The following is a 20275-nucleotide window of genomic DNA, read 5'->3' as shown; positions in this document are numbered from 1 at the left end:
ATATAATTTCTAATAAATACTTAATTAGTAAGAACAAATAATGAATAATATTAATTAGAAGTTAAAAAAAGGGAAATAATGAAAAAAGAATATACAGCAGAATATAAAGATTTAGTATAATTATATGAGAATAAATCATTCAAAGGGGGATAATGATGAAAAAAGGTAAAATTCTAACCCTTATTATGTGTTGCTCTTTAGCAGGAACTATGGTAGGAAATGGTGTTTTAGCTGTTGCAAAAACCCAGCAAGAAATAAATAGTGAAATAGAAGAAAATAATAAAAAGATAGAAGAGCTTGAAAAAGAGAAAAATAAGGTAAATGAAGAAAAATCTACTGCAAAGAATAAGTTAGAAGATATCCAAGAACAAGTAAATAAGCAAAATAAGCTTTTAACTGAAACAAGAACAGAAATAAAAGGTTTTGAAAATGAAATAAACAGCTTACAAGGTGAAATAGACGGATTAAATAAAAAGGTTGATGAAATTAAAGTAAAAATAAACGATAACAAATTAGAAATAAGTAAAAAGCAAGAAGAAATTGATAAGAAACAAGATATTCTTGATGAAAGGCTTAGATATAGCTACATGAATAATGTAGGAGATAAAATGATTTATATGCTTATTGACTCAAAAGGATTAGGAGACTTAATAAGCAACATAAGTAATATAGGAACTATACTTAAAACTGATAAAAAACTCATTAAGGAAGTAGAAGAATCAAAACAAGATTTAATAGCTAAGGAAAATTCCTTAAAAGCTAAAGAAAACGAATTAAATAAGAATATAGAAGGAATAGAAAGTAAAAAATCAGAAGTAGAAAATGCTAAGTCTAAAGTTCAAGAATTAGAATCTGTGTATGCTACAGAAGCAGCTAAATTAGCAAGTATAGAATCAGAAAGACAAAGCGAGTATGATAAGCTTTCTAGCGAAGAAAAGGCTATACAAACAGAAATAGCACAATATAATCAAGATAATGCAGATTTAAGAGCATATTTTAATAATTTAAGCAAATCAAATACTACTGAAAATAATTCTAATAATGCTGGAAGTAGTTCAAGTGGTAGTGGAAGTGGATCAAGTTCAAATGAGGGAGGAGCAACAGCTCCATCATCACAAGGATTTATAAAACCAGCAAGTGGAGGAATAACATCACCATATGGGCCTAGAGTCCATCCGGTAACTGGAAAACAAAGCTTCCATACAGGGGTTGACTATGGTGCTTCTTATGGATCGGCAATAAAGGCGTCAAAATCAGGAACTGTAACAACTGCAGGATGGCATACAGCCTATGGAAAGATGGTAATAATTGATCATGGAAATGGTCAAAGCACATTATATGCTCATTCAAGCCAATTAAATGTTAGCGTAGGACAAAAAGTTAGTCAAGGGCAAGTAATAGCTCAAGTAGGTTCTACAGGATATAGTACAGGACCACATTTACATTTCGAAATTAGAATTAATGGTCAACATCAAAATCCAACAAAATATGTATAAAAGAAAGAGAGTATCTTTAAAATGGGGTTCCACTTTAAAGATACTCATTTTTGTTTTAACTTAAGCTTAAAGTTTTAATGCTGTTTCTAAAGCAATTTCCATCATTGCTGTGAAAGTTGTTTGTCTTTCTTCGGAGCTTGTTAGCTCTCCGCTTATTAAATGGTCACTAATTGTTAATAGAGTAAGAGCATTAACGGAATATTTAGCTGCTAATGTATATAATGCAGCAGTTTCCATTTCAATAGCTAAAGCACCAAAATTAGCCCATTTTTTAAAGGAATTAGGATCATCATTATAAAAAGTATCAGAAGTCAATACAGTACCAACATGAGGAGTTATTCCTTTATTTATTGAAGTATCATAAGCAATTTTTAGTAAATCAAAGGATGCAGTTGGAGCAAAATCTTGTCCATTGAATCTTATTTTATTTATAGCAGAATCAGTATGAGCTGACATAGCTAAAACGATATCCCTTACTTTTACTTTTTCTTGAACTCCACCTGCTGTACCAACTCTCATAAGGTTTTTTACTCCATATTCAGTTATAAGTTCATTAACATATATAGAAATTGAAGGTATACCCATTCCTGTACCTTGAACAGATATTCTTTTTCCTTTGTAGGTTCCGGTGAATCCAAGCATTCCTCTTACGTTATTATAGCAAATTACATCTTCTAGAAATGTATCAGCTATAAATTTAGCTCTTAATGGATCTCCAGGTAGTATAACAGTGTCAGCGATTTGTCCTTGTTTTGCTTCGATATGAATGCTCATATTAAGTCCTCCTTAATTAAGTGTAAATATAAATAAGATTTTTAGTGATTAAAAAATATTATTATGTTATTATTATAATATCTTATAAGATTTAATTAAACTAGTATTTTGTTAATTATTCTAGTTTTAAATTATTGTATTTAAATAGGAGAGTAAATATATGAGAGAAAAAACTTTATTAAAAGATAGTTATGACTATGAAGATTATGATGTTAATGTAGTTGTTCTATCAGAAGAAGATTTAATAGATTTGAATTTAATGGAAAAATATAAAAGTGTAGGTGGGAGCTGCTGTAAAAGTTCAGGAAAATGTTCTAAAAAATCTACAATTGAAATAAAAAAATAGAAACTAGAGGCTACCCTCTAGTTTCTATTTTATTTTCTTTTTTTAGCTATTTCTATATTAACTTTTCTTTTGTTAAGTTTACTTCCGATACAATTTTTAAGAATAGCATCTACTGATTTATTATCTACATTTACAAAACAGAAGTTTTCCATTAAATCTATGTTTCCTATTTTTGAAGGACTTACATTAGCCTTTGTTCTAAGGAAGTCTATTAAGGTTTTAGGACCTAAACCATCTCTTTTACCAACAGATATAAATAATCTAGTTTCAGATGATGATGTTTCAAATCTTCCTGATTTTCTAGAACTTCTTTCAGATTTATCAAATTTAGGGCTTTCTATTTCATTTGTAGTATAATCGAAAGTTGAGTTCTTATCAAATAACATTTTCATAAGTGCTGCAGCAACATCTACTAAGCTGAATTCTTCATCAAGCTCTGTTGCAACAGGAATGAATTTTGAAAAATCTTCTTCATTAATAGTTTTTCTAACATCTGTTACTATGTTTTTAAATTTAGTTTCAAATATTTCATCAGCAGTAGGAATGTTTTTTCTATGTATAACACTTTTTGTATGCTTTTGGATTTGTTTTAAGAATATATATTCTTTAGGTGTAACAAGGGAATAAGCAATTCCTTCTCTATTAGCTCTACCAGTTCTACCTATTCTATGAACATAACTTTCAATATCTTGTGGTAAATCATAGTTGATAACATGAGTAACACCTTCAACATCAATACCTCTAGCAGCAACATCAGTAGCAACTAAGAAGTCAAGATTACCTTCTTTAAATTTCTTTAATGTTAATGATCTATGCTTTTGAGTCATGTCTCCGTGCATTCCTTCTACAACATAACCTCTAGCTTGCATTGATTCAACAACTTCATCAACACCTTTTTTAGTTTTACAGAATATAATAGCAGCATTAGGCTCATCTAAATCTATTACTCTACAAAGTGTTTCAAATCTATCTCTATGTTTTATTTCAAAATAAAATTGAGCAATTTTAGAAACTGTTAAAGAATTCTTCTTTATAACTATATGTTGAGTATCAGGTTTCATATAATTTTTAGCTAGTTTTTTTATTTGAGCAGGCATAGTTGCTGAGAATAGAAGAGTTTGTCTTTCTGGTTTTAATGATTTAACTATTTCTTCAAGATCATCTATGAATCCCATATTAAGCATTTCGTCAGCTTCATCAAGAATTAAAAAGTCTATTCCGCTTAATACTAAACTTTTTCTTCTGATATGATCAAGGATTCTTCCAGGAGTACCAACAACAATATCAACACCTTGTTTAAGTGATCTTATTTGTCTATCTATTGGCTGACCTCCATAGATTGGTAAGATATTAAGTTTATCATATTTAGATAATTTAACAAGTTCATCATTTACTTGAATAGCTAATTCTCTAGTTGGGGCTAATATAAGAGCTTTAGGAAATTTACTTCTTTTTGTTGTATCCATATTATTAATTATTGCACAACCAAAGGCAGCAGTTTTTCCAGTTCCAGTTTGGGCCTGACCAATGATGTCATAGCCTTGAATAGTAATAGGTAAGCTTTCTGCTTGGATTTGAGATGCTTCTTCAAATCCTATATCCTTTATAGACCTAAGTAGGCTTTCTTTTAAGCCTAAATCTTCAAATTTAATATTTTTCATTCTTTATCCTCTTTCTTTTAATAGATTAGTTTTATAATTAGATTAGTTTTATATTTCATTTAAATTTATCTTTTAGCTAAAAATATTAAAAAAATTTCTTTACAATATGGAAATAATTTTTGCTTATAGATAACTTCAATTAAAATTCGAATCTTATAATAAATTTTATTTTTTACACAAAGTTAATCATAACATAGTATTTCTATATAATCAAATAATTATTTAAGCTTTAATTAGGAAAGATTAAATAATTAGAAGGAATAATATCATAATATTTATAAAGCTATTAATTAAGTAAAATATATTTATTAAATGTAAGGATTTTATAAATAAATATTTGAAAAAAAAAGACATAATATGTTATAATATCTAAGTTATTAAATGATTTTAATAAAAGATGAAAATAATAGAGCTTTTAATTTAGGAGGAATATAATAATGGAAGTTAAAGTTCAACAAATAGAAACAAACGTAGTAGAATTAGAAGTAAAAGTTGAGGCTAAACAATTCAAAGAAGCTTTAGATAAAGCATTCAAAAAAAATGCACATAGATTTAATGTGCCAGGATTTAGAAAAGGTAAAGTTCCAATGGCTATAGTTAAAAAGCAATATGGAGCTGAAGTTTTATATAACGATGCTATAGACATTTGTATAAGAGAAACTTATGAAAAAGCTTTAGATGAAAAAGATGTTAATCCAGTTTCTTTACCAGAGGTTGACATAGTTGAAGTTGGTGAAGGAAAAGACTTAATATACAAAGCTAAAATAACAGTAATGCCAGAAGTTAAATTAGGTGATTACAAAGGCGTTTCAGTTAAAGAAGTAAGTGCTGAAGTAAAAGAAGAAGAAATAGAAAAACAATTAAAAGATATGCAAGAAAAAAATGCAAGAATCGAAAGTAAAGTTGATGGAAAAGTTGAAAAAGGAGATATCGCTGTAATAGATTTTAAAGGATTTATTGACGATGTAGCTTTTGAAGGTGGAGAAGGAACAGATTATCAATTAGAAATCGGATCAGGTACTTTCATAGGCAACTTTGAAGATCAATTAATAGGATTAGCTGCTGGAGAAAAGAAAGATGTTATAGTAACATTCCCAGAGCAATACGGAAAAGAAGAATTAAACGGTAAAGAAGCTAAATTCGAAGTAACTGTTAAAGACATAAAAGTAAAAGAATTACCAGAATTAGATGATGAATTTGCAACAGAAGTTTCAGAATTTGATACTATAGCAGAATTAAAAGCTGATTTAACTAAAAAAGCTGAAGAAGTAAGCAAAGAAAGAGCTGAAGCAGAATTAAAAGAAGCTGTAGTAAATGTTGTTGTTGATAATGCAACAATAGAAATACCAGAAGTTATGATAGAAAACGAAACTACTAACATGGTTAAAGATTTAGAACAAAGATTATCATACCAAGGAATTGGATTAGCTCAATACTTCCAATTAACAGGTCAAACTGAAGAGCAAATGAGATCATACATGAAAGAAAATGCTGAAAGAAAAGTTAAAACTGACTTAGTATTATCAGAAATCACAAATGTAGAAAAAATAGATGCTACTGAAGAAGAAGTTAAAGAAAGAGCTAATGAAGTAGCTAAAATGTACGGAGCAGAATCAGAAAAAATAGCTGAAATGTTAATAGCTACACAAGAAAGAGCATTAAAAGCTGATATTATCAGAAATAAAACTGTTGATATGTTAGTTAAAGAAGCTAAAATAGAAAAATAATTTACTTAAATATTATATAATTTTCCAAAATAATTGCCAGAATATTTTTTCTGGCAATTATTTTAATAATTTGATTAACAAATGATAAAAAGTTTTATATAATTAAATTGTAGAAAGTATTATATTATTGAATAGATGGCAATATTATAGTTATAAGTTAAATTATAAATCTAAAAGGAGGAAAAATTATGAGTAATTTAGTCCCAATGGTTGTAGAACAAACTAGTAGAGGCGAAAGAAGTTATGATATTTTTTCAAGGCTATTAAAAGATAGAATAATAATGTTAAGTGGTGAAGTAAATGATGTTACTTCAAATCTAATAGTTTCACAATTGTTATATTTAGAAAGTGAGGATCCTGATAAAGATATATATCTTTACATAAATTCACCAGGAGGTTCAATAACTTCAGGTATGGCGATTTATGATACAATGCAATATATTAAACCAGATGTATCAACAATATGTATAGGTATGGCAGCTTCAATGGGAGCATTTTTATTATCTTCAGGAGCAAAAGGGAAAAGATATGCACTACCAAATAGTGAAATTATGATACACCAACCACTAGGAGGATTCCAAGGGCAAGCTACTGATATAGATATTCACGCAAAGAGAATATTAAAAATTAAAGATAACTTAAATAAAATTTTAAGTGATAATACAGGGCAAAGTTTAGAAAAAATAAAAGTTGATGTTGAGAGAGATTACTTCATGGAAGCTGCAGAAGCTGCAGAGTATGGGTTAGTTGATAAAGTAATTAAGAAAAATGAAGTAACAGAATAATTATATAACTTGAAGGTTGAGGTGGAAAAATGGCAAAATTCGAAGAAAAGAAGCAACTAAAATGTTCTTTTTGTGGTAAAAATCAAGAACAAGTTAAAAGACTTATAGCAGGACCTGGTGTTTATATTTGTGATGAATGTATAGAATTATGCTCAGAAATAATCGAGGATGAATTTGAGGGAAAAGTACAAGTAGAAAACACTGATTTGCCTAAACCAGCGGAAATAAAAAAACACTTAGATCAATATGTTGTTGGTCAAGAAAGTGCTAAAAAATCTTTAGCTGTAGCAGTATATAATCATTATAAAAGAATAAATGCTAATATAGCATCAGATGATGTTGAGCTTCAAAAGAGTAATATTTTATTATTAGGTCCAACTGGATCAGGGAAAACATTATTAGCTCAAACATTAGCTAAACTTTTAAATGTACCATTTGCTATAGCAGATGCTACTACTTTAACTGAAGCTGGATATGTTGGAGAAGACGTTGAAAATATACTTTTAAAATTAATACAAAACGCAGACTATGATGTTGAAAGAGCTGAAAAAGGAATAATCTATATAGATGAAATAGATAAAGTAGCTAGAAAATCAGAGAATCCATCTATAACAAGAGATGTTTCAGGAGAAGGTGTTCAACAAGCATTATTAAAAATACTTGAAGGAACAGTTGCTTCAGTACCTCCTCAAGGTGGAAGAAAGCATCCACATCAAGAATTAATACAAATAAATACATCAAATGTGTTATTTATTTGTGGAGGAGCTTTTGATGGTATAGATAAAATAATAGAAAGTAGAACTAGAAAAAGTTCTATGGGATTTGGAGCAGAAATACAATCAAAGAAAGAAAAAAATATAGGACAATTATTAAAGAATCTAATGCCAGGAGACTTACTTAAGTTTGGTTTAATACCTGAATTTGTTGGTAGATTACCAATAATAGTAACATTAGAATCTTTAGATAATGAAGCGCTTATAAAAATCTTAAAAGAACCTAAAAATGCTTTAGTAAAACAATATGCTAAGTTATTCGAAATGGATAATGTAAAATTAGAATTTACTGACGAAGCATTAAAGGCTATTGGAGATGAAGCTATAAAAAGAAATACTGGTGCTAGAGGATTAAGAGCTATTATTGAAGAAGTTATGACTGATATAATGTTTGATATTCCTTCAAGAGATGATATTGTTAAAGTTAAAATAACTGAAGAAACAATAAAAAATAAAAAAGCTCCAGAATTAGAATTAGTTAATGGTTCGGTAGAAAAAGAAGATGGAACAATAGAAACTGCATAATGAAGTATGGTGATTCAATGATAATTTTAATTGAATTAATCTAGAATCAATGTAATTTTTAATATTTATAAAAAATTCTTTACTTAAATTAAGTAAAGAAATAGTTGAATATTTATTATAAGAATCAGCTAGAAGTTTGAGTGAATTAAACTGAAGATTTATTTTAAGGATAAATTTTAGTTATTGCTTAGATTTTAATGCTGATTCTTGTATTTTTATATATCTATAGTAATAGTATTAATTAAAGCTGAAGTTGAAAATTTAGTGTAATATGTGTATACTTTAGAAGACTAAAAAATAGTGTGGAGGGAATTTTATGAAAGAAGTGGAAAAAAGGGTGCTTCCGATAATAGCCCTTAGAGGAACAACAATATTTCCAAATATGGTTACATATTTTGATGTTGGAAGAAAAAAATCAGTGAATGCTGTTAAGTATGCAATAGATAATAATTTAGATATATTTATTGTGCCACAAAAAGAGGACAAGCTTTCTGAAGTATGTTCAAAAGAGGATTTATTAAAAGTAGGTACATTATGTAATATAAAACAAATAGTTAATTTTAATAATGGAACTATGAGAGTTTTAGTTGAGGGAATATCTAGGGGAAGATTAGAGAGCATAGAAATAACAGAAGAATTAATAAGTGGAAGTGCAGTAACCTTAAAAGATGATAAAAAAATAGATTTAGAAGTAAAAGTATTAAAGGAAGAATTATTAGATAAATTTAATGAGTTTATTATAAAAGCTAAGATTGAAGATAAATCAATAAATAATAAAGTTGAGGATATAGAGAGTGGTCATGAATTAGTTGATGTAATATGTGCCTATGTAGTTCTAGATAATAATGATAAAAAAAACATATTAGAATTAATTGATTTAAAAGAGAGAATAGAATTATTAATAAAGTTAATAAATAAAGAAATTGATATAATAAGCATAGAAAAAAACTTAAAAAATAAGTTAAGTAAAAGTGTTGAAAAAAATCAAAAGCAGTATTACTTAAGAGAACAACTAAATATTATAAAAAAAGAATTAGGTGATACTGATGATAAATTAGTTAAAGACTTAAGAAATAAGGTTAAAAAATTAAAGGTAAATAAGGATATAAAAGAAAAACTTTATTCAGAAATAGAAAAAATAGATAATGATAATTTAGGACCTCAAGAAAAATCTGTGATTCAGAATTACATAGAGGAAGTTTTAGAAATTCCTTGGGGCCAATATAGTAAAGACAATTTAGATATAAAAAATAGTAGAGAAATATTAGATAAGGCTCATTACGGGTTAAATAAAATAAAAGAAGAGGTTTTAGAGTATCTTTCAGTAAAAAGTTTTAATGAGCAATTAAAACTTCCAGTCTTATGTTTAGTTGGTCCTCCAGGAGTAGGAAAAACTTCAATAGCAAAAAGTATAGCTGAAAGTTTAGGAAGAAACTTTGAAAGAATATCCTTAGGGGGAATAAGTGATGAAGCTGAGATAAGAGGACATAGAAAAACCTATGTAGGTGCTATGCCAGGAAGAATAGTTACAGCTATTAAAAAAGCAAAAACAATGAATCCTGTTCTTTTATTAGATGAAATAGATAAAATAGGAATGAAGTATCAAGGAGATCACTATTCAGCTTTATTAGAAGTACTAGATAAAGAACAAAATGAAAATTTTAGAGACCATTATTTAGAGATACCATTAGATTTATCAGATGCTTTAATTATAACTACAGCAAATAGTTTAGAAAATATTCCTAGACCTTTGCTAGATAGAATGAGTATTTTACAATTATCTGGATATACTTATGAAGAGAAGAAGTATATAGCTAAGGAGCATTTAGTTCCTAAGGCTTTAAATGACTATGGTGCTATAAAAGAAAGTATAAAAATATCAGATAATGCTTTAGATGAAATAATAAATTATTACACTAGAGAATCTGGAGTTAGACAGTTAAATAGAGTTATAATAAAAGTTATAAGAAAATCAATAAAAGATATGGTAGAAAAAAATAAAAAACATATACAAATAACCAAAAAATCTATAGAAATGTTTTTAGGTGATAGATTATATACTTTTGATGATATAAGTAATGGTGAAAAGGTTGGTTTAGTCAATGGAATGGCATGGACTGCCTATGGTGGAGATACTTTAACCATAGAAGCATTACTTATGGATGGAACAGGTAAATTAGACTTAACTGGAAACTTAGGAGATGTAATGAAAGAATCTGCAAAGGCTGCCTATTCACATGTAAGGGCAAATTCAGAAAAATATAAAATCAAAGAAAAAGAATTTTATAAAAATAAGGATATTCATATACATGTTCCAGAAGGGGCTGTGCCTAAAGATGGACCATCAGCAGGAATAACAATGGTAACAGCTTTAGTATCATTGTTAAGCAATAAAGCTGTAAAGCAAAATGTAGCAATGACAGGAGAAGTGACATTGAGAGGTAATGTTCTTCCTATAGGTGGATTAAAAGAAAAGATATTAGCAGCATCTAGAGTTGGAATAGATACAGTTATAATACCAAAGAAAAATGAAAAAGATTTAAAAGATATACCCAAAAAAATACTTGAAAGTATTAAAGTTATAGCAGTAGAAAATGTAGAAGAGGTTTTGAGTAACGTCTTAGTTTAAATAATAGGAGAGAAATATATATGAAAATAAATACATCTGAATTTATTATATCAGCAGTTAAAAAATCGCAGTATCCAGAAGGTGGAGCAGCAGAAGTTGCATTTGTTGGAAGATCAAATGTAGGAAAGTCTTCAATAATAAATGCATTAACAAATAGAAGAAAATTAGCTAGAGTAAGTCAAACTCCAGGAAAAACAAGATTAATAAATTTCTTTTTATTAAATAATGAATTTTTCTTAGTTGATTTACCAGGGTATGGATATGCTAAGGTATCTAAAAAGGAGAAAGAAAGTTGGGGAAAAGTAATAGAAACTTATCTAACAGAAAGAGAACCTTTAAAAAGAGTAGTTCTATTAGTTGATTGTAGACATAAGCCAACAGCAGATGATGTACTAATGTATAACTGGATAAATCATTTCGGATATGATTGTAAGGTAGTTGCAACTAAGAGAGATAAGATTTCAAATAATGAAGTTGCAAAAAGTGAAAAATTAATAAGGGCTACATTAGGAATGCCTAAGGAAGAAAAATTATTATTTTTCTCATCTCTTAATAAGAATGGAAAAGATCAGATTATAGATGAATTATTTGGGGACATAAATGAACTTGAATAATTAATAAATGTTAAAGATTTTACTTTGTAAAAGTATTAGATGAAATTTTTAATTGTATATTATAAGTAAAAGGGACTAACTTTGGTTTAGTCCCTTTTGTAATATTTTTAATTTTTAATTAGTAATATATGATAAAAGATTTATGATAAATTAGTAATTAAAAGGTCTTTATTTCTAAGTAAAATTTATTTTTATAGGTTAGTTCCATACAATCATTATTTATAAAATGATTAGCCTATTTTTGTTAATAGGCCCTTAGTAATTTATATTAAAAAAAATATATAATATTCCAAAAATAGTGTCAAATGTATAATTTTAGAATAATATATACTATAAAACAAATAAAAATTAAATAACAGGGGGTTTCGTTATGGAACTAAATGAAATATTAAATAATGAAAACTGTGGATGTTCAAATGCATGCTTCCCACAAAACTGTTGTTGTGGAAATAACTGTGGTGGAAACGGTGGATGCTGGTGGCTAATAATAATAATATTATTATGTTGTGGTGGCTGTGGTAACGGCTTCGGTGGAAACTGGGGCGGCGGCGGAAACTGGGGCGGCGGCAGATGCTGTTGTTGTTGCAGAGGAAGAGGCAGAAAACATGATAGATGTTGTTGCGATTGTTGTCCTTGTTGCTGTAATTGCTGCTGTGGCGGAGGAAATGACAACTGGGGTGGCGGAAATTGCTGGTGGTTAATTATAATAATCTTACTATGTGGCGGCTGTGGAAATGGCGGTTTTGGAAATAGAGGATTCTTTTAATAAATAAGATTAGGTTTTTTTATGAATAACTATTTATAACCACATTATTGTATCTTGTATAAATATAAATTATTTATTGTAATGTAGTTAAGATGGAGGGCTTTGCCCTCCAAAAAAATATAATAAAATACATAAAAAATAAAGAAGGGAGGTTTTAGAATGTCAAAAAGAAGACATAGAACTAGAGATGATGACTATATGCAACCAATGAATAATAGAAATAACTCCTTTGGGGGTATTAATCCACAAATGCTAGAAATGTTAGGCTTAAATAATATGGATATGAATAAATTATCTACGCTTATGACATCAATGAATAGAGATGGGTTTGATATAAATATGTTAGGGCAATTGCTTGGAGGAATGCAGAATAATCCAGCTGCTAATAGAAATGGAATGAATAATCCTATGGCTAATCCTATGGGCAATCCGATGGCAAATCTAGCAGGAAATATGGCAGGAGGTATGCCGGGAAATATAGCAGCTATGATGTCTATGTTAAGCAATATGAATAATAGACAAACACACAATAATAATATGAATAACATGAATAATATGCATAGCAATATGAATAATAATATGCATAATAATATGAATAATATAAATAGTATGAATAATACAAATACAAATAAAGAACAGAAAAAACATGAAGATATTAAAGGAAGTTCTGATGAAAATATAGAAATGTTATTATCAGTAAGAAGATTAGTTGATGATGAAAAAGTTAAGTTTATTGATAAGGTTATAGAAATGTACAAAGCTGGAGAAATAAAATATTAAGAAAAAATACAAGGAACTACTATAAAAGTGGTTCCTTCTTATTATATTGAAGCTTTTTAGTATTTTAAAATTAAGTTTACTTAATTTTAAAATTATTTCATTTATGAACTGTTATAATTTTAATAAAACACTCTGTATTTTTATCTTTAGTATCTTTTAATAATAGTTGTATATTTAGATATAGAGAAAAAAATTAATTAGTGGTAAAGAGAAAAGTATTTGTACAAATAAAATATAAAAGGGGGAATTATATGGATCCAATTGCATTTAACTTTTTAGGCTTGGATATAAGATGGTATGGTATAATAATTGCCATAGGAATATGGGTAGCTTTGACCATAGCATATGTTAATTCTAAAAAATTAAAATTAGATTTTGATAGTATTTTAAATATATTTTTAATAGCATTTCCTTTTGCTATAATAGGAGCTAGGTTATACTATGTAATCTTTGAATTTGATAATTATAAGGGGAATTTAGTAAGTATATTAAATATTAGAAATGGTGGAATAGCAATACATGGAGCTTTAATAGGAGGAATTTGTGCATCTATTATATATTGTAAGAAAAAAAATATAAATTTTCTTAAGTATGCTGATTTAGCAATGCCTTCTTTAATAATAGCTCAAGGAATAGGAAGATGGGGAAATTTCTTCAATCAAGAAGCTCATGGAGGAATTGTAAGTGTAGATTTTATAAGTAAATTTCCTAAGTTTATAGAAAGTGGTATGAATATAAATGGAGTTTATTATCATCCTACATTTTTATATGAGAGTATTTGGGATTTTGCTATAGGAATAGTCTTATTATTTATATTATATAAATTTAGTAAGGAGTATAATGGAATTGTATTAGCTGCTTATGGAATATTATATTCTCTAGGGAGGTTTTTTATTGAGGGACTTAGAACAGATAGCTTATATTTCTTAGGGATGAGAATGGCTCAATTAATAAGTTTATTAATAATATTAATGTCTATAATTTTATTAATCTGTATAGTAAAGAAAAAAAATAGGAAAGGTAAATATATAAATAATTAAGTTTAATATCTAAAGAAAGCTTAGTATTAAATATGTTAAGTAATTCCCCTTTGTCCAATTATAAATTTGGACAAAGGGGATGTAAATTTTAGTAAATGTTGTAGAAGAAAGGTTAGAGTTTTTTATGTGGATTGAACATATAATAGCTTTTTAAAAGAAAGAGGAAGTATTAAGAGACCTTTTTAAGTTTAGTAACTTGTGGGTTTTGGGATTGTTTTAAATTTCTTTTTCTGCTTAAGTATTTTTGTTCTTTTACAATAAATTTATCTAAATTTTGACTTAAGCTTACAACTAATGGGTTTGTTCTTTTTAAAAAAATTAAAAGAATATATAATAACTTTTGACGTCTAGCTATTTTTTTTCTTAAACTTTTTATTGTCATTTTTTACCTCCAAAATAACATTAATTAGACAAATACTATTAAAATTATCTATCGAATATGGTAATATTATATAACAAAAGGTAGAAAATGTAAAATATAAAAAACATCAAAAATTAGCCAATATAAAACAAATAAAGACAATAAATATAATAAGGATGTAGCATTGGTATAGATATAAGTATATTAATTATAACAAAATTAGCAATTGCATAGAATATTATGTAGAATATTATCAAACGTTTTTTTGTTGATAAAAAACTATAAAGTAATGTAAAATAGAATATATAAATATTAATTGTAAACAAAAGGAGAAAAATAATGGATGAAAATAAATTAATAGAAAGAATAAATCAATTATCTAGAAAAAGTAAGGATTGTGGATTGACAGAAGAAGAAAAAGAAGAACAACAAGTTTTAAGAAAAGAATATATAAATAGATTTAAAAATAATTTAAGAAGTCAGTTAGAGGGGATAAGACCAACAAAAAAATAGTATTAAAGGGTGATGTAGAGTGGGAGTAACAGTAGAAAGGCTTATAAAAGACTTTAACTTAGAAATAATCCAACAAGGGGATTCAAATATTCCTATAAATGTTCAGGATATAAATAGACCGGGGCTTCAATTAGCTGGATTTTATAATTATTTTACTCCAGAGAGAATTCAAGTAATAGGTAAGGCTGAATGGAGCTTTATTAATGATATGGCTCCAGATTTAAGAAGAAAAAGAATAAATAAGTTTTTTTCTTTTGATATTTCTTGCTTGATAATAACTAGAGGTTTAGAAGTTCATGAAGATATGTTAGAAGTAGCTAGAAAAAATAATACATGGATACTTAGAACTGAAATAATAACTACTAAATTTATAAGTAAGTTAACACTTTATTTATCAGATAAAATGGCACCAGAAACAAGATTACATGGAGTGTTAGTAGATGTTTATGGTATAGGAATGCTTATAACTGGAGAAAGCGGAATTGGAAAAAGTGAAACAGCTCTAGAGCTTATAAAAAGAGGACATAGATTAGTAACAGATGATGCTGTAGATATAAAAGAAATAGATGGAGAACTTATAGGAACATCACCTTATGTTACTTTTGGAATGCTTGAGGTAAGAGGGATGGGAATAATAGATGTTTCTGCGTTATACGGATTAAGTTCTATATTGCCATCAAAAGATATAAAAATAATGATTCATTTTGAACATTGGAAGGATGATGGTGATTACGACAGACTAGGAATTATTGATAATTATGAGGAAATACTTGGTGTGAAATTAAAGAAACTTAGAGTCCCAATAAGACCAGGAAGAAATATAGCTGTAATAATAGAAGCAGCAGCAGCTAACTATAGATATAATTTAATGTCAAATACAAATCCTGTAGATATAATAGAAAAAAGGATGATTGAATCAAGAGAAGAATTTAATTAAAGAATGTGTTAATATATATTTGGTTAATTAATATGGAGGAGAGATTGAAGTGAAAAGTTTAACTAGAGAAAAAAAGGATATTTGGAAAAATTATTCTGATAGTGAAAGAACAGATGTTTTTGATTTAGGAGAAAGATATAGAAAATTCTTATCAGTGGCTAAAACAGAAAGAGAAAGTATAAATGTTTTTATTAAAGAAGCAGAAGCTAAAGGTTATAAAAATTTAGAACAAGTTATAAAAAATAAGGAAACATTAAAAGCTGGAGATAAAGTCTATGTTAATAACAAAGGAAAGAGTTTGGCTATATTTAATATAGGAACAGATGACTTAGAAGATGGTTTAAGAATAATAGGTTCACACGTTGATGCTCCAAGAATAGATTTAAAACAAAATCCAATATATGAGGATAATGGATTAGTTTTATTTGATACTCATTACTATGGTGGAGTAAAAAAATATCAATGGGTTACTATACCATTAGCTTTACATGGAGTAATTGTAAAGAAAGATGGAACAAAAGTAGAAGTTGCTATAGGTGAAGATAAAAATGATCCAGTATTAGGAATTTCAGATCTTTTAATTCACTTATCTGCTGACCAATTAACTAAGACAGCAGCTAAAGTTATAGAAGGTGAAGACTTAAATGTTTTAGCAGGAAGTTTTCCAACTTTAGAAGAATCAGAAGAAAAAGAAAAAGTGAAGTTAAATATATTAACAATATTAAATGAAAAATATGGTATATCAGAAGAGGATTTTGTATCAGCAGAATTAGAGATTGTTCCAGCTGGGGAAGCAAGAGACTTAGGACTTGATAGAAGTATGATTATGGGTTATGGACATGATGATAGAATTTGTGCATATACTTCTTTTGAGGCAGCATTAGAAGTAGAAAATCCAATAAAAACAATAGCTGGATTATTTGTGGATAAAGAAGAAATAGGCAGTGTTGGTGCAACTGGTATGCATTCAAGGTTTTTCGAAAATGCTATTGGTGAAATAATGGATAGAATGGGAGAGTATTCAGAATTAAAAGTTAGAAGAGCATTACAAAATTCTAAAATGTTATCAGCTGATGTAACTGTTGCTTATGATCCTAATTATCCATCAGTAGTAGAAAAGAATAACTGTGCTTACTTTGGACAAGGTGTTGTATTCAGCAAATATACAGGAGCAAGAGGAAAATCAGGTTGTAATGATGCTAATGCGGAATATGTTGCATATTTAAGAAACTTAATGGATACTAATGGTGTTCATTGGCAAACATCTGAACTTGGAAAAGTAGACCAAGGAGGCGGTGGAACAATTGCATATATTTTAGCTCAGTATAACATGGAAGTTATAGATTGTGGAGTCGCACTTCAAAATATGCATGCACCATGGGAAGTTGCATCTAAAATAGATATATATGAAACTAAAAAATGTTATAAGGTATTCTTTGAACAAGCTTAAGAATCAAAGAGGATAATTTGATTTTGGGATTTTTATAGATATTATTTCTATAAAGATCCCATTTATTTATATGATGACTAATACATATAATGATAATGTTTTATAAGTTAGAGATAAGTGGAAGGTATTCCTTAGATAATTTACTGAAGTTTCGATGAATAAATCTTTCTTTATCTAGGATTGGATTTTAAATAAAGTTCTATTAAGAACATGTGTTTCTTAGAGAGAATAGAATATTATATGAAGATCTTTTGGTAAAGGAGATATATGAAATGAATAAACTTAGTATAAGAGATAGATTAAAAAATTATGGATTATGGATATCAATTGCAGCTTTAATTCCAATGGTTTTAAAAGGATTCAATATAAATATATTGCCAGAGAATTACGATCAAATAGTAACAGCTATTCTATCAATATTAGTTATGGCTGGAATTTTAAATAATCCAACTACTGAATGTAAGGGATTTTTAGATGATAGTACTGAAAGTAAGAAAAAGTTAAATGATGTTAAGGAAAAAGTTGAAGACAATAATTAATAGAAAATTTATTGAAAAAAATATGTTAGTATATTAAAATCTTAATATAAGTAATAAATTGACAATAAAGGAGATTCATATGAATAAAGAAATTATTAATACTAGCAAGGCGCCTTCAGCAATTGGTCCTTATTCTCAAGGAGTTAAAGTTGGGAACATGTTATTTGTATCAGGACAAATACCAGTAGACCCAACTAACAATGAAATTCCAAAAACAATAGAAGAACAAACTAAGCAATCTTTAGAAAATGTAAAAGCTATATTAAAAGAAGCTGGAATTGATTTAAGTTCAGTTGTAAAAACTACTGTTTTTTTAACAGATTTAAATGATTTTGTAAAGATGAATGAAGTATATGCAATGTACTTTGATGGAGAAATAAAACCAGCTAGAGCAGCAGTTGAAGTATCTAGGTTACCTAAAGATGTTAAAGTGGAAATTGAAGCTATAGCAATTATATAAAGTTAAAGGAGAGGAGAAAATGATTTATAAAACTACAGGGGTATGCTCAAAGGAAATATCATTTGACGTAGAAAATGGAAGTCTTAAATCAATTAATTTCACTAATGGGTGTGATGGTAACTTAAAAGGTATTTGCAACCTAGTAGAAAATATGAATATAGATGATGTAATAGAAAAGCTTAAAGGAATAGATTGCAAGGGAAGAGGTACATCTTGTCCTGATCAATTAGCAAGAGCATTAGAAGAGTATAAAATGAGTAAGTAACTTATTTGATTAATATACTCCTATATTCTATAAGTAAGAAATAAATAGTCTTAAAGATTGCTAAGTATTCAGATGGAGTTAAAACTCTATCTGAATTAATTTTAGGCTTATAGATATGGCAGGTATATTACATTCTTTTTAAAAGAGCATAAGGATAATTTGTTATATTAACAATAGGGATGTATAAGATGTGTACATCCTTATTTTATTTCCATCTAATATATTCTTTTAAAAGGAAAAGATATATAATATAAAGTAATACATATATATCGTAGGAGGAAAAATGTTTATAAATTTATCTTTTAATAATATAAAGTCAAATAATATTTTTAAGGATATTTGTAAATCACAAATAGATAGAGGGGTAATTTTAGGGGAGTATAATTCTTATTTTTGTAGATACTTAGGAATTGATAACGTTAGTGAATATAACAATAATTTAGCAAGAATAAATAAAGAAGAAAAAGAATACGTTAATTTTCAAGAATTACCCTTAAGTATAGAAAATAATAGTACTGTAGAAGAGAAAGCTAAAGTACATGGTGTAGAATTTTATAAATATACAAGTGTAAGTGAGGATAATTCTTTAAATTTTAAAATTTACAAAGCTTTAGATTTTATAAATGAGTATTTGAAGAAAAATTTTATGGAGGAGGATGAAATTTTAAGCTTATTAAAATTCATTGCAAGTAGTTCCTTTGATTTTGTAAAAGGGCGAACTTGGGATGATAATAATACTAATAAAGTTATTTTTTATGGGAGTTCAAGTAAAAAGGAAGCATATTTAATGCTCTTTCTTAAGCTATTAGGAATGGATATTTTATATTTATCTCCGGAAGGAAATGATATAGATAAATATATTTATAATATAGAAGAGTATTCATTTTATATTAAAGAAAAAATTAATTTGGAGTTTATACCTTTAAGAGAACGATTAGATAATGGAAAGGTAATTTCAGAATTTAAAACTATAGGAAAAGAAGCAGAGACAGAATTAGAAAGAGAAATATTTAATGATAATACTGGTTTTTACAAGCCTTGGCAATTTATAGATTATAATGTAAATTCTTTACTTTTAAATTCAACTTTTGATGAAATAATGATTTACTATAATGAAGATGCAAAAGTGAGACCAGGATTTAAGATATCTAATGAAGTAGTTAGTGTTCCTAGTTTTTTAACAGTTGTAACAGGTATTTTAGATGATAAAGAAAAGTTTGGGGAGTTTTTAAGATTAATTTTTAATAAGGAAAGTACTTTAGTATTAAATAATTTAGCTTTATATAATTATCCAATAGGTTATGAAGAGGCTTTATCATATAAAGAATGTTTTGATGAAACAGGAAGAGTATCTAAAGAAAAAATAGACTTTCATGTTGCAGGAAATAGATTTAGAAAATATAGAGAGAGCCTTAAAAATTTATTTGTGAATAAGTTAAATGACATATTTGAAAATGGATATATTATAAATGCAAAATTTAATGAAAGTAGTAAAATCGAGTATCTAGCTACTATAATGACAATGCCAGAAGAGTTTTATCAACTTATAGATTCTTTTGATTTTACAGATAAGGTTCCTAAAATAACAATATATAGGGATAATAATCAACAATTAGAAATAAGAGAGTTATATGTTTTAATGTTTTTAAATTCTATAGGTGTTGATATTATTTTATATAGTAGTTTTGGAACCTATGGAATAGAAAAATGGACAAATAAAAATTTTATAACCTATCATAGATTAGAAAATATAGAATATAATTTTAATTTGGAAGAGGCATTAAAGGTATATAGAAAAAAGGGATTCTTATCAAGATTATTTAAAAAATAGAGG

General features: G+C 27.4%; 20 protein-coding genes. 17 read left to right on the top strand and 3 right to left on the bottom strand.

Annotated elements, in window-relative coordinates; genetic code table 11:
• Positions 1 to 155: 155 nt before the first annotated feature.
• Positions 156 to 1496, top strand: coding sequence for a murein hydrolase activator EnvC family protein (locus ARA19_RS10060; protein WP_055070838.1), 1341 nt, complete (start codon positions 156 to 158; stop codon positions 1494 to 1496).
• Positions 1497 to 1562: 66 nt separating this feature from the next.
• Here ARA19_RS10060 and deoD read toward each other — a convergent pair whose 3' ends face one another.
• A complete protein-coding gene (gene deoD, locus ARA19_RS10055) occupies positions 1563 to 2270 on the bottom strand; it encodes a purine-nucleoside phosphorylase (protein ID WP_055070837.1) in 708 nt (235 codons plus the stop codon).
• Positions 2271 to 2430: 160 nt separating this feature from the next.
• Between deoD and ARA19_RS10050 the strand changes: the two genes are divergently transcribed.
• Positions 2431 to 2616: a hypothetical protein gene (locus ARA19_RS10050; protein WP_055070836.1), complete on the top strand. Its 186-nt coding sequence runs from the start codon at positions 2431 to 2433 to the stop codon at positions 2614 to 2616.
• A 29-nt stretch (positions 2617 to 2645) separates the two neighbouring features.
• Here the strand turns inward: ARA19_RS10050 and ARA19_RS10045 are convergent, their stop codons facing one another.
• Positions 2646 to 4277 (bottom strand): DEAD/DEAH box helicase, encoded by a 1632-nt coding sequence (locus ARA19_RS10045; protein WP_055070835.1) that lies wholly within the window; start codon positions 4275 to 4277, stop codon positions 2646 to 2648.
• A gap of 437 nt (positions 4278 to 4714) precedes the next feature.
• Here ARA19_RS10045 and tig point away from each other — a divergent pair, with 437 nt between their 5' ends.
• From tig to lgt, 8 genes are all read left to right on the top strand, one after another.
• Positions 4715 to 6004 carry a trigger factor gene (tig, locus tag ARA19_RS10040; RefSeq protein WP_055070834.1) on the top strand — a complete coding sequence of 430 codons (1290 nt, stop codon included), beginning with the start codon at positions 4715 to 4717 and terminating at the stop codon, positions 6002 to 6004.
• A gap of 188 nt (positions 6005 to 6192) precedes the next feature.
• Positions 6193 to 6789 carry an ATP-dependent Clp endopeptidase proteolytic subunit ClpP gene (clpP, locus tag ARA19_RS10035; RefSeq protein ID WP_055070833.1) on the top strand — a complete coding sequence of 199 codons (597 nt, stop codon included), beginning with the start codon at positions 6193 to 6195 and terminating at the stop codon, positions 6787 to 6789.
• A 29-nt stretch (positions 6790 to 6818) separates the two neighbouring features.
• Positions 6819 to 8087 (top strand): ATP-dependent Clp protease ATP-binding subunit ClpX, encoded by a 1269-nt coding sequence (gene clpX / locus ARA19_RS10030; protein ID WP_055070832.1) that lies wholly within the window; start codon positions 6819 to 6821, stop codon positions 8085 to 8087.
• Between the two features lie 316 nt (positions 8088 to 8403).
• Entirely contained in the window at positions 8404 to 10716 is a 2313-nt protein-coding gene (lon, locus tag ARA19_RS10025) for an endopeptidase La (RefSeq protein WP_055070831.1), read from the top strand.
• A gap of 20 nt (positions 10717 to 10736) precedes the next feature.
• Positions 10737 to 11330: a ribosome biogenesis GTP-binding protein YihA/YsxC gene (gene yihA, locus ARA19_RS10020; RefSeq protein ID WP_055070830.1), complete on the top strand. Its 594-nt coding sequence runs from the start codon at positions 10737 to 10739 to the stop codon at positions 11328 to 11330.
• A gap of 370 nt (positions 11331 to 11700) precedes the next feature.
• Positions 11701 to 12096 carry a hypothetical protein gene (locus tag ARA19_RS17180; RefSeq protein WP_084764432.1) on the top strand — a complete coding sequence of 132 codons (396 nt, stop codon included), beginning with the start codon at positions 11701 to 11703 and terminating at the stop codon, positions 12094 to 12096.
• 159 nt (positions 12097 to 12255) lie between these two features.
• Positions 12256 to 12876, top strand: a complete 621-nt coding sequence (locus ARA19_RS10010; RefSeq protein WP_055070828.1) for a hypothetical protein — start codon at positions 12256 to 12258, stop codon at positions 12874 to 12876.
• A gap of 251 nt (positions 12877 to 13127) precedes the next feature.
• Positions 13128 to 13916 (top strand): prolipoprotein diacylglyceryl transferase, encoded by a 789-nt coding sequence (gene lgt / locus ARA19_RS10005; RefSeq protein ID WP_055070827.1) that lies wholly within the window; start codon positions 13128 to 13130, stop codon positions 13914 to 13916.
• A gap of 169 nt (positions 13917 to 14085) precedes the next feature.
• On the opposite strand, the gene ARA19_RS10000 is transcribed toward lgt, so the two are convergent.
• Positions 14086 to 14298 (bottom strand): Spo0E family sporulation regulatory protein-aspartic acid phosphatase, encoded by a 213-nt coding sequence (locus ARA19_RS10000; RefSeq protein ID WP_055070826.1) that lies wholly within the window; start codon positions 14296 to 14298, stop codon positions 14086 to 14088.
• A gap of 318 nt (positions 14299 to 14616) precedes the next feature.
• Here ARA19_RS10000 and ARA19_RS17175 point away from each other — a divergent pair, with 318 nt between their 5' ends.
• The 7 genes from ARA19_RS17175 (at position 14617) to ARA19_RS09970 (ending at position 20272) form a co-directional block, all read left to right on the top strand.
• The gene (locus tag ARA19_RS17175) at positions 14617 to 14790 is read left to right on the top strand and encodes a DUF896 domain-containing protein (RefSeq protein ID WP_084764430.1); all 174 of its coding nucleotides are present in this window, start codon (positions 14617 to 14619) and stop codon (positions 14788 to 14790) included.
• A gap of 19 nt (positions 14791 to 14809) precedes the next feature.
• Positions 14810 to 15727, top strand: a complete 918-nt coding sequence (gene hprK / locus ARA19_RS09995) for an HPr(Ser) kinase/phosphatase (protein ID WP_055070825.1) — start codon at positions 14810 to 14812, stop codon at positions 15725 to 15727.
• Between the two features lie 43 nt (positions 15728 to 15770).
• On the top strand, positions 15771 to 17177 hold the full coding sequence (locus ARA19_RS09990) for an aminopeptidase (protein WP_055070824.1): 1407 nt from the start codon (positions 15771 to 15773) through the stop codon (positions 17175 to 17177).
• A gap of 272 nt (positions 17178 to 17449) precedes the next feature.
• Positions 17450 to 17716 carry a phage holin gene (locus ARA19_RS09985; RefSeq protein ID WP_055070823.1) on the top strand — a complete coding sequence of 89 codons (267 nt, stop codon included), beginning with the start codon at positions 17450 to 17452 and terminating at the stop codon, positions 17714 to 17716.
• A gap of 79 nt (positions 17717 to 17795) precedes the next feature.
• Positions 17796 to 18176, top strand: a complete 381-nt coding sequence (locus ARA19_RS09980; RefSeq protein WP_055070822.1) for a RidA family protein — start codon at positions 17796 to 17798, stop codon at positions 18174 to 18176.
• Positions 18177 to 18195: 19 nt separating this feature from the next.
• The gene (locus ARA19_RS09975; protein WP_055070821.1) at positions 18196 to 18441 is read left to right on the top strand and encodes a TIGR03905 family TSCPD domain-containing protein; all 246 of its coding nucleotides are present in this window, start codon (positions 18196 to 18198) and stop codon (positions 18439 to 18441) included.
• A 283-nt stretch (positions 18442 to 18724) separates the two neighbouring features.
• Positions 18725 to 20272: a YceG family protein gene (locus tag ARA19_RS09970; protein WP_055070820.1), complete on the top strand. Its 1548-nt coding sequence runs from the start codon at positions 18725 to 18727 to the stop codon at positions 20270 to 20272.
• The last annotated feature ends 3 nt before the right edge of the window (positions 20273 to 20275 follow it).

The organism is Clostridium massiliamazoniense (genome assembly GCF_001403635.1).
In the GTDB taxonomy this organism is placed as follows: Bacteria; Bacillota; Clostridia; order Clostridiales; family Clostridiaceae; genus Sarcina; species Sarcina massiliamazoniense.
Note: the sequence above shows the minus strand (reverse complement) of the source record. Positions and strands in the feature narration are given on the sequence as shown.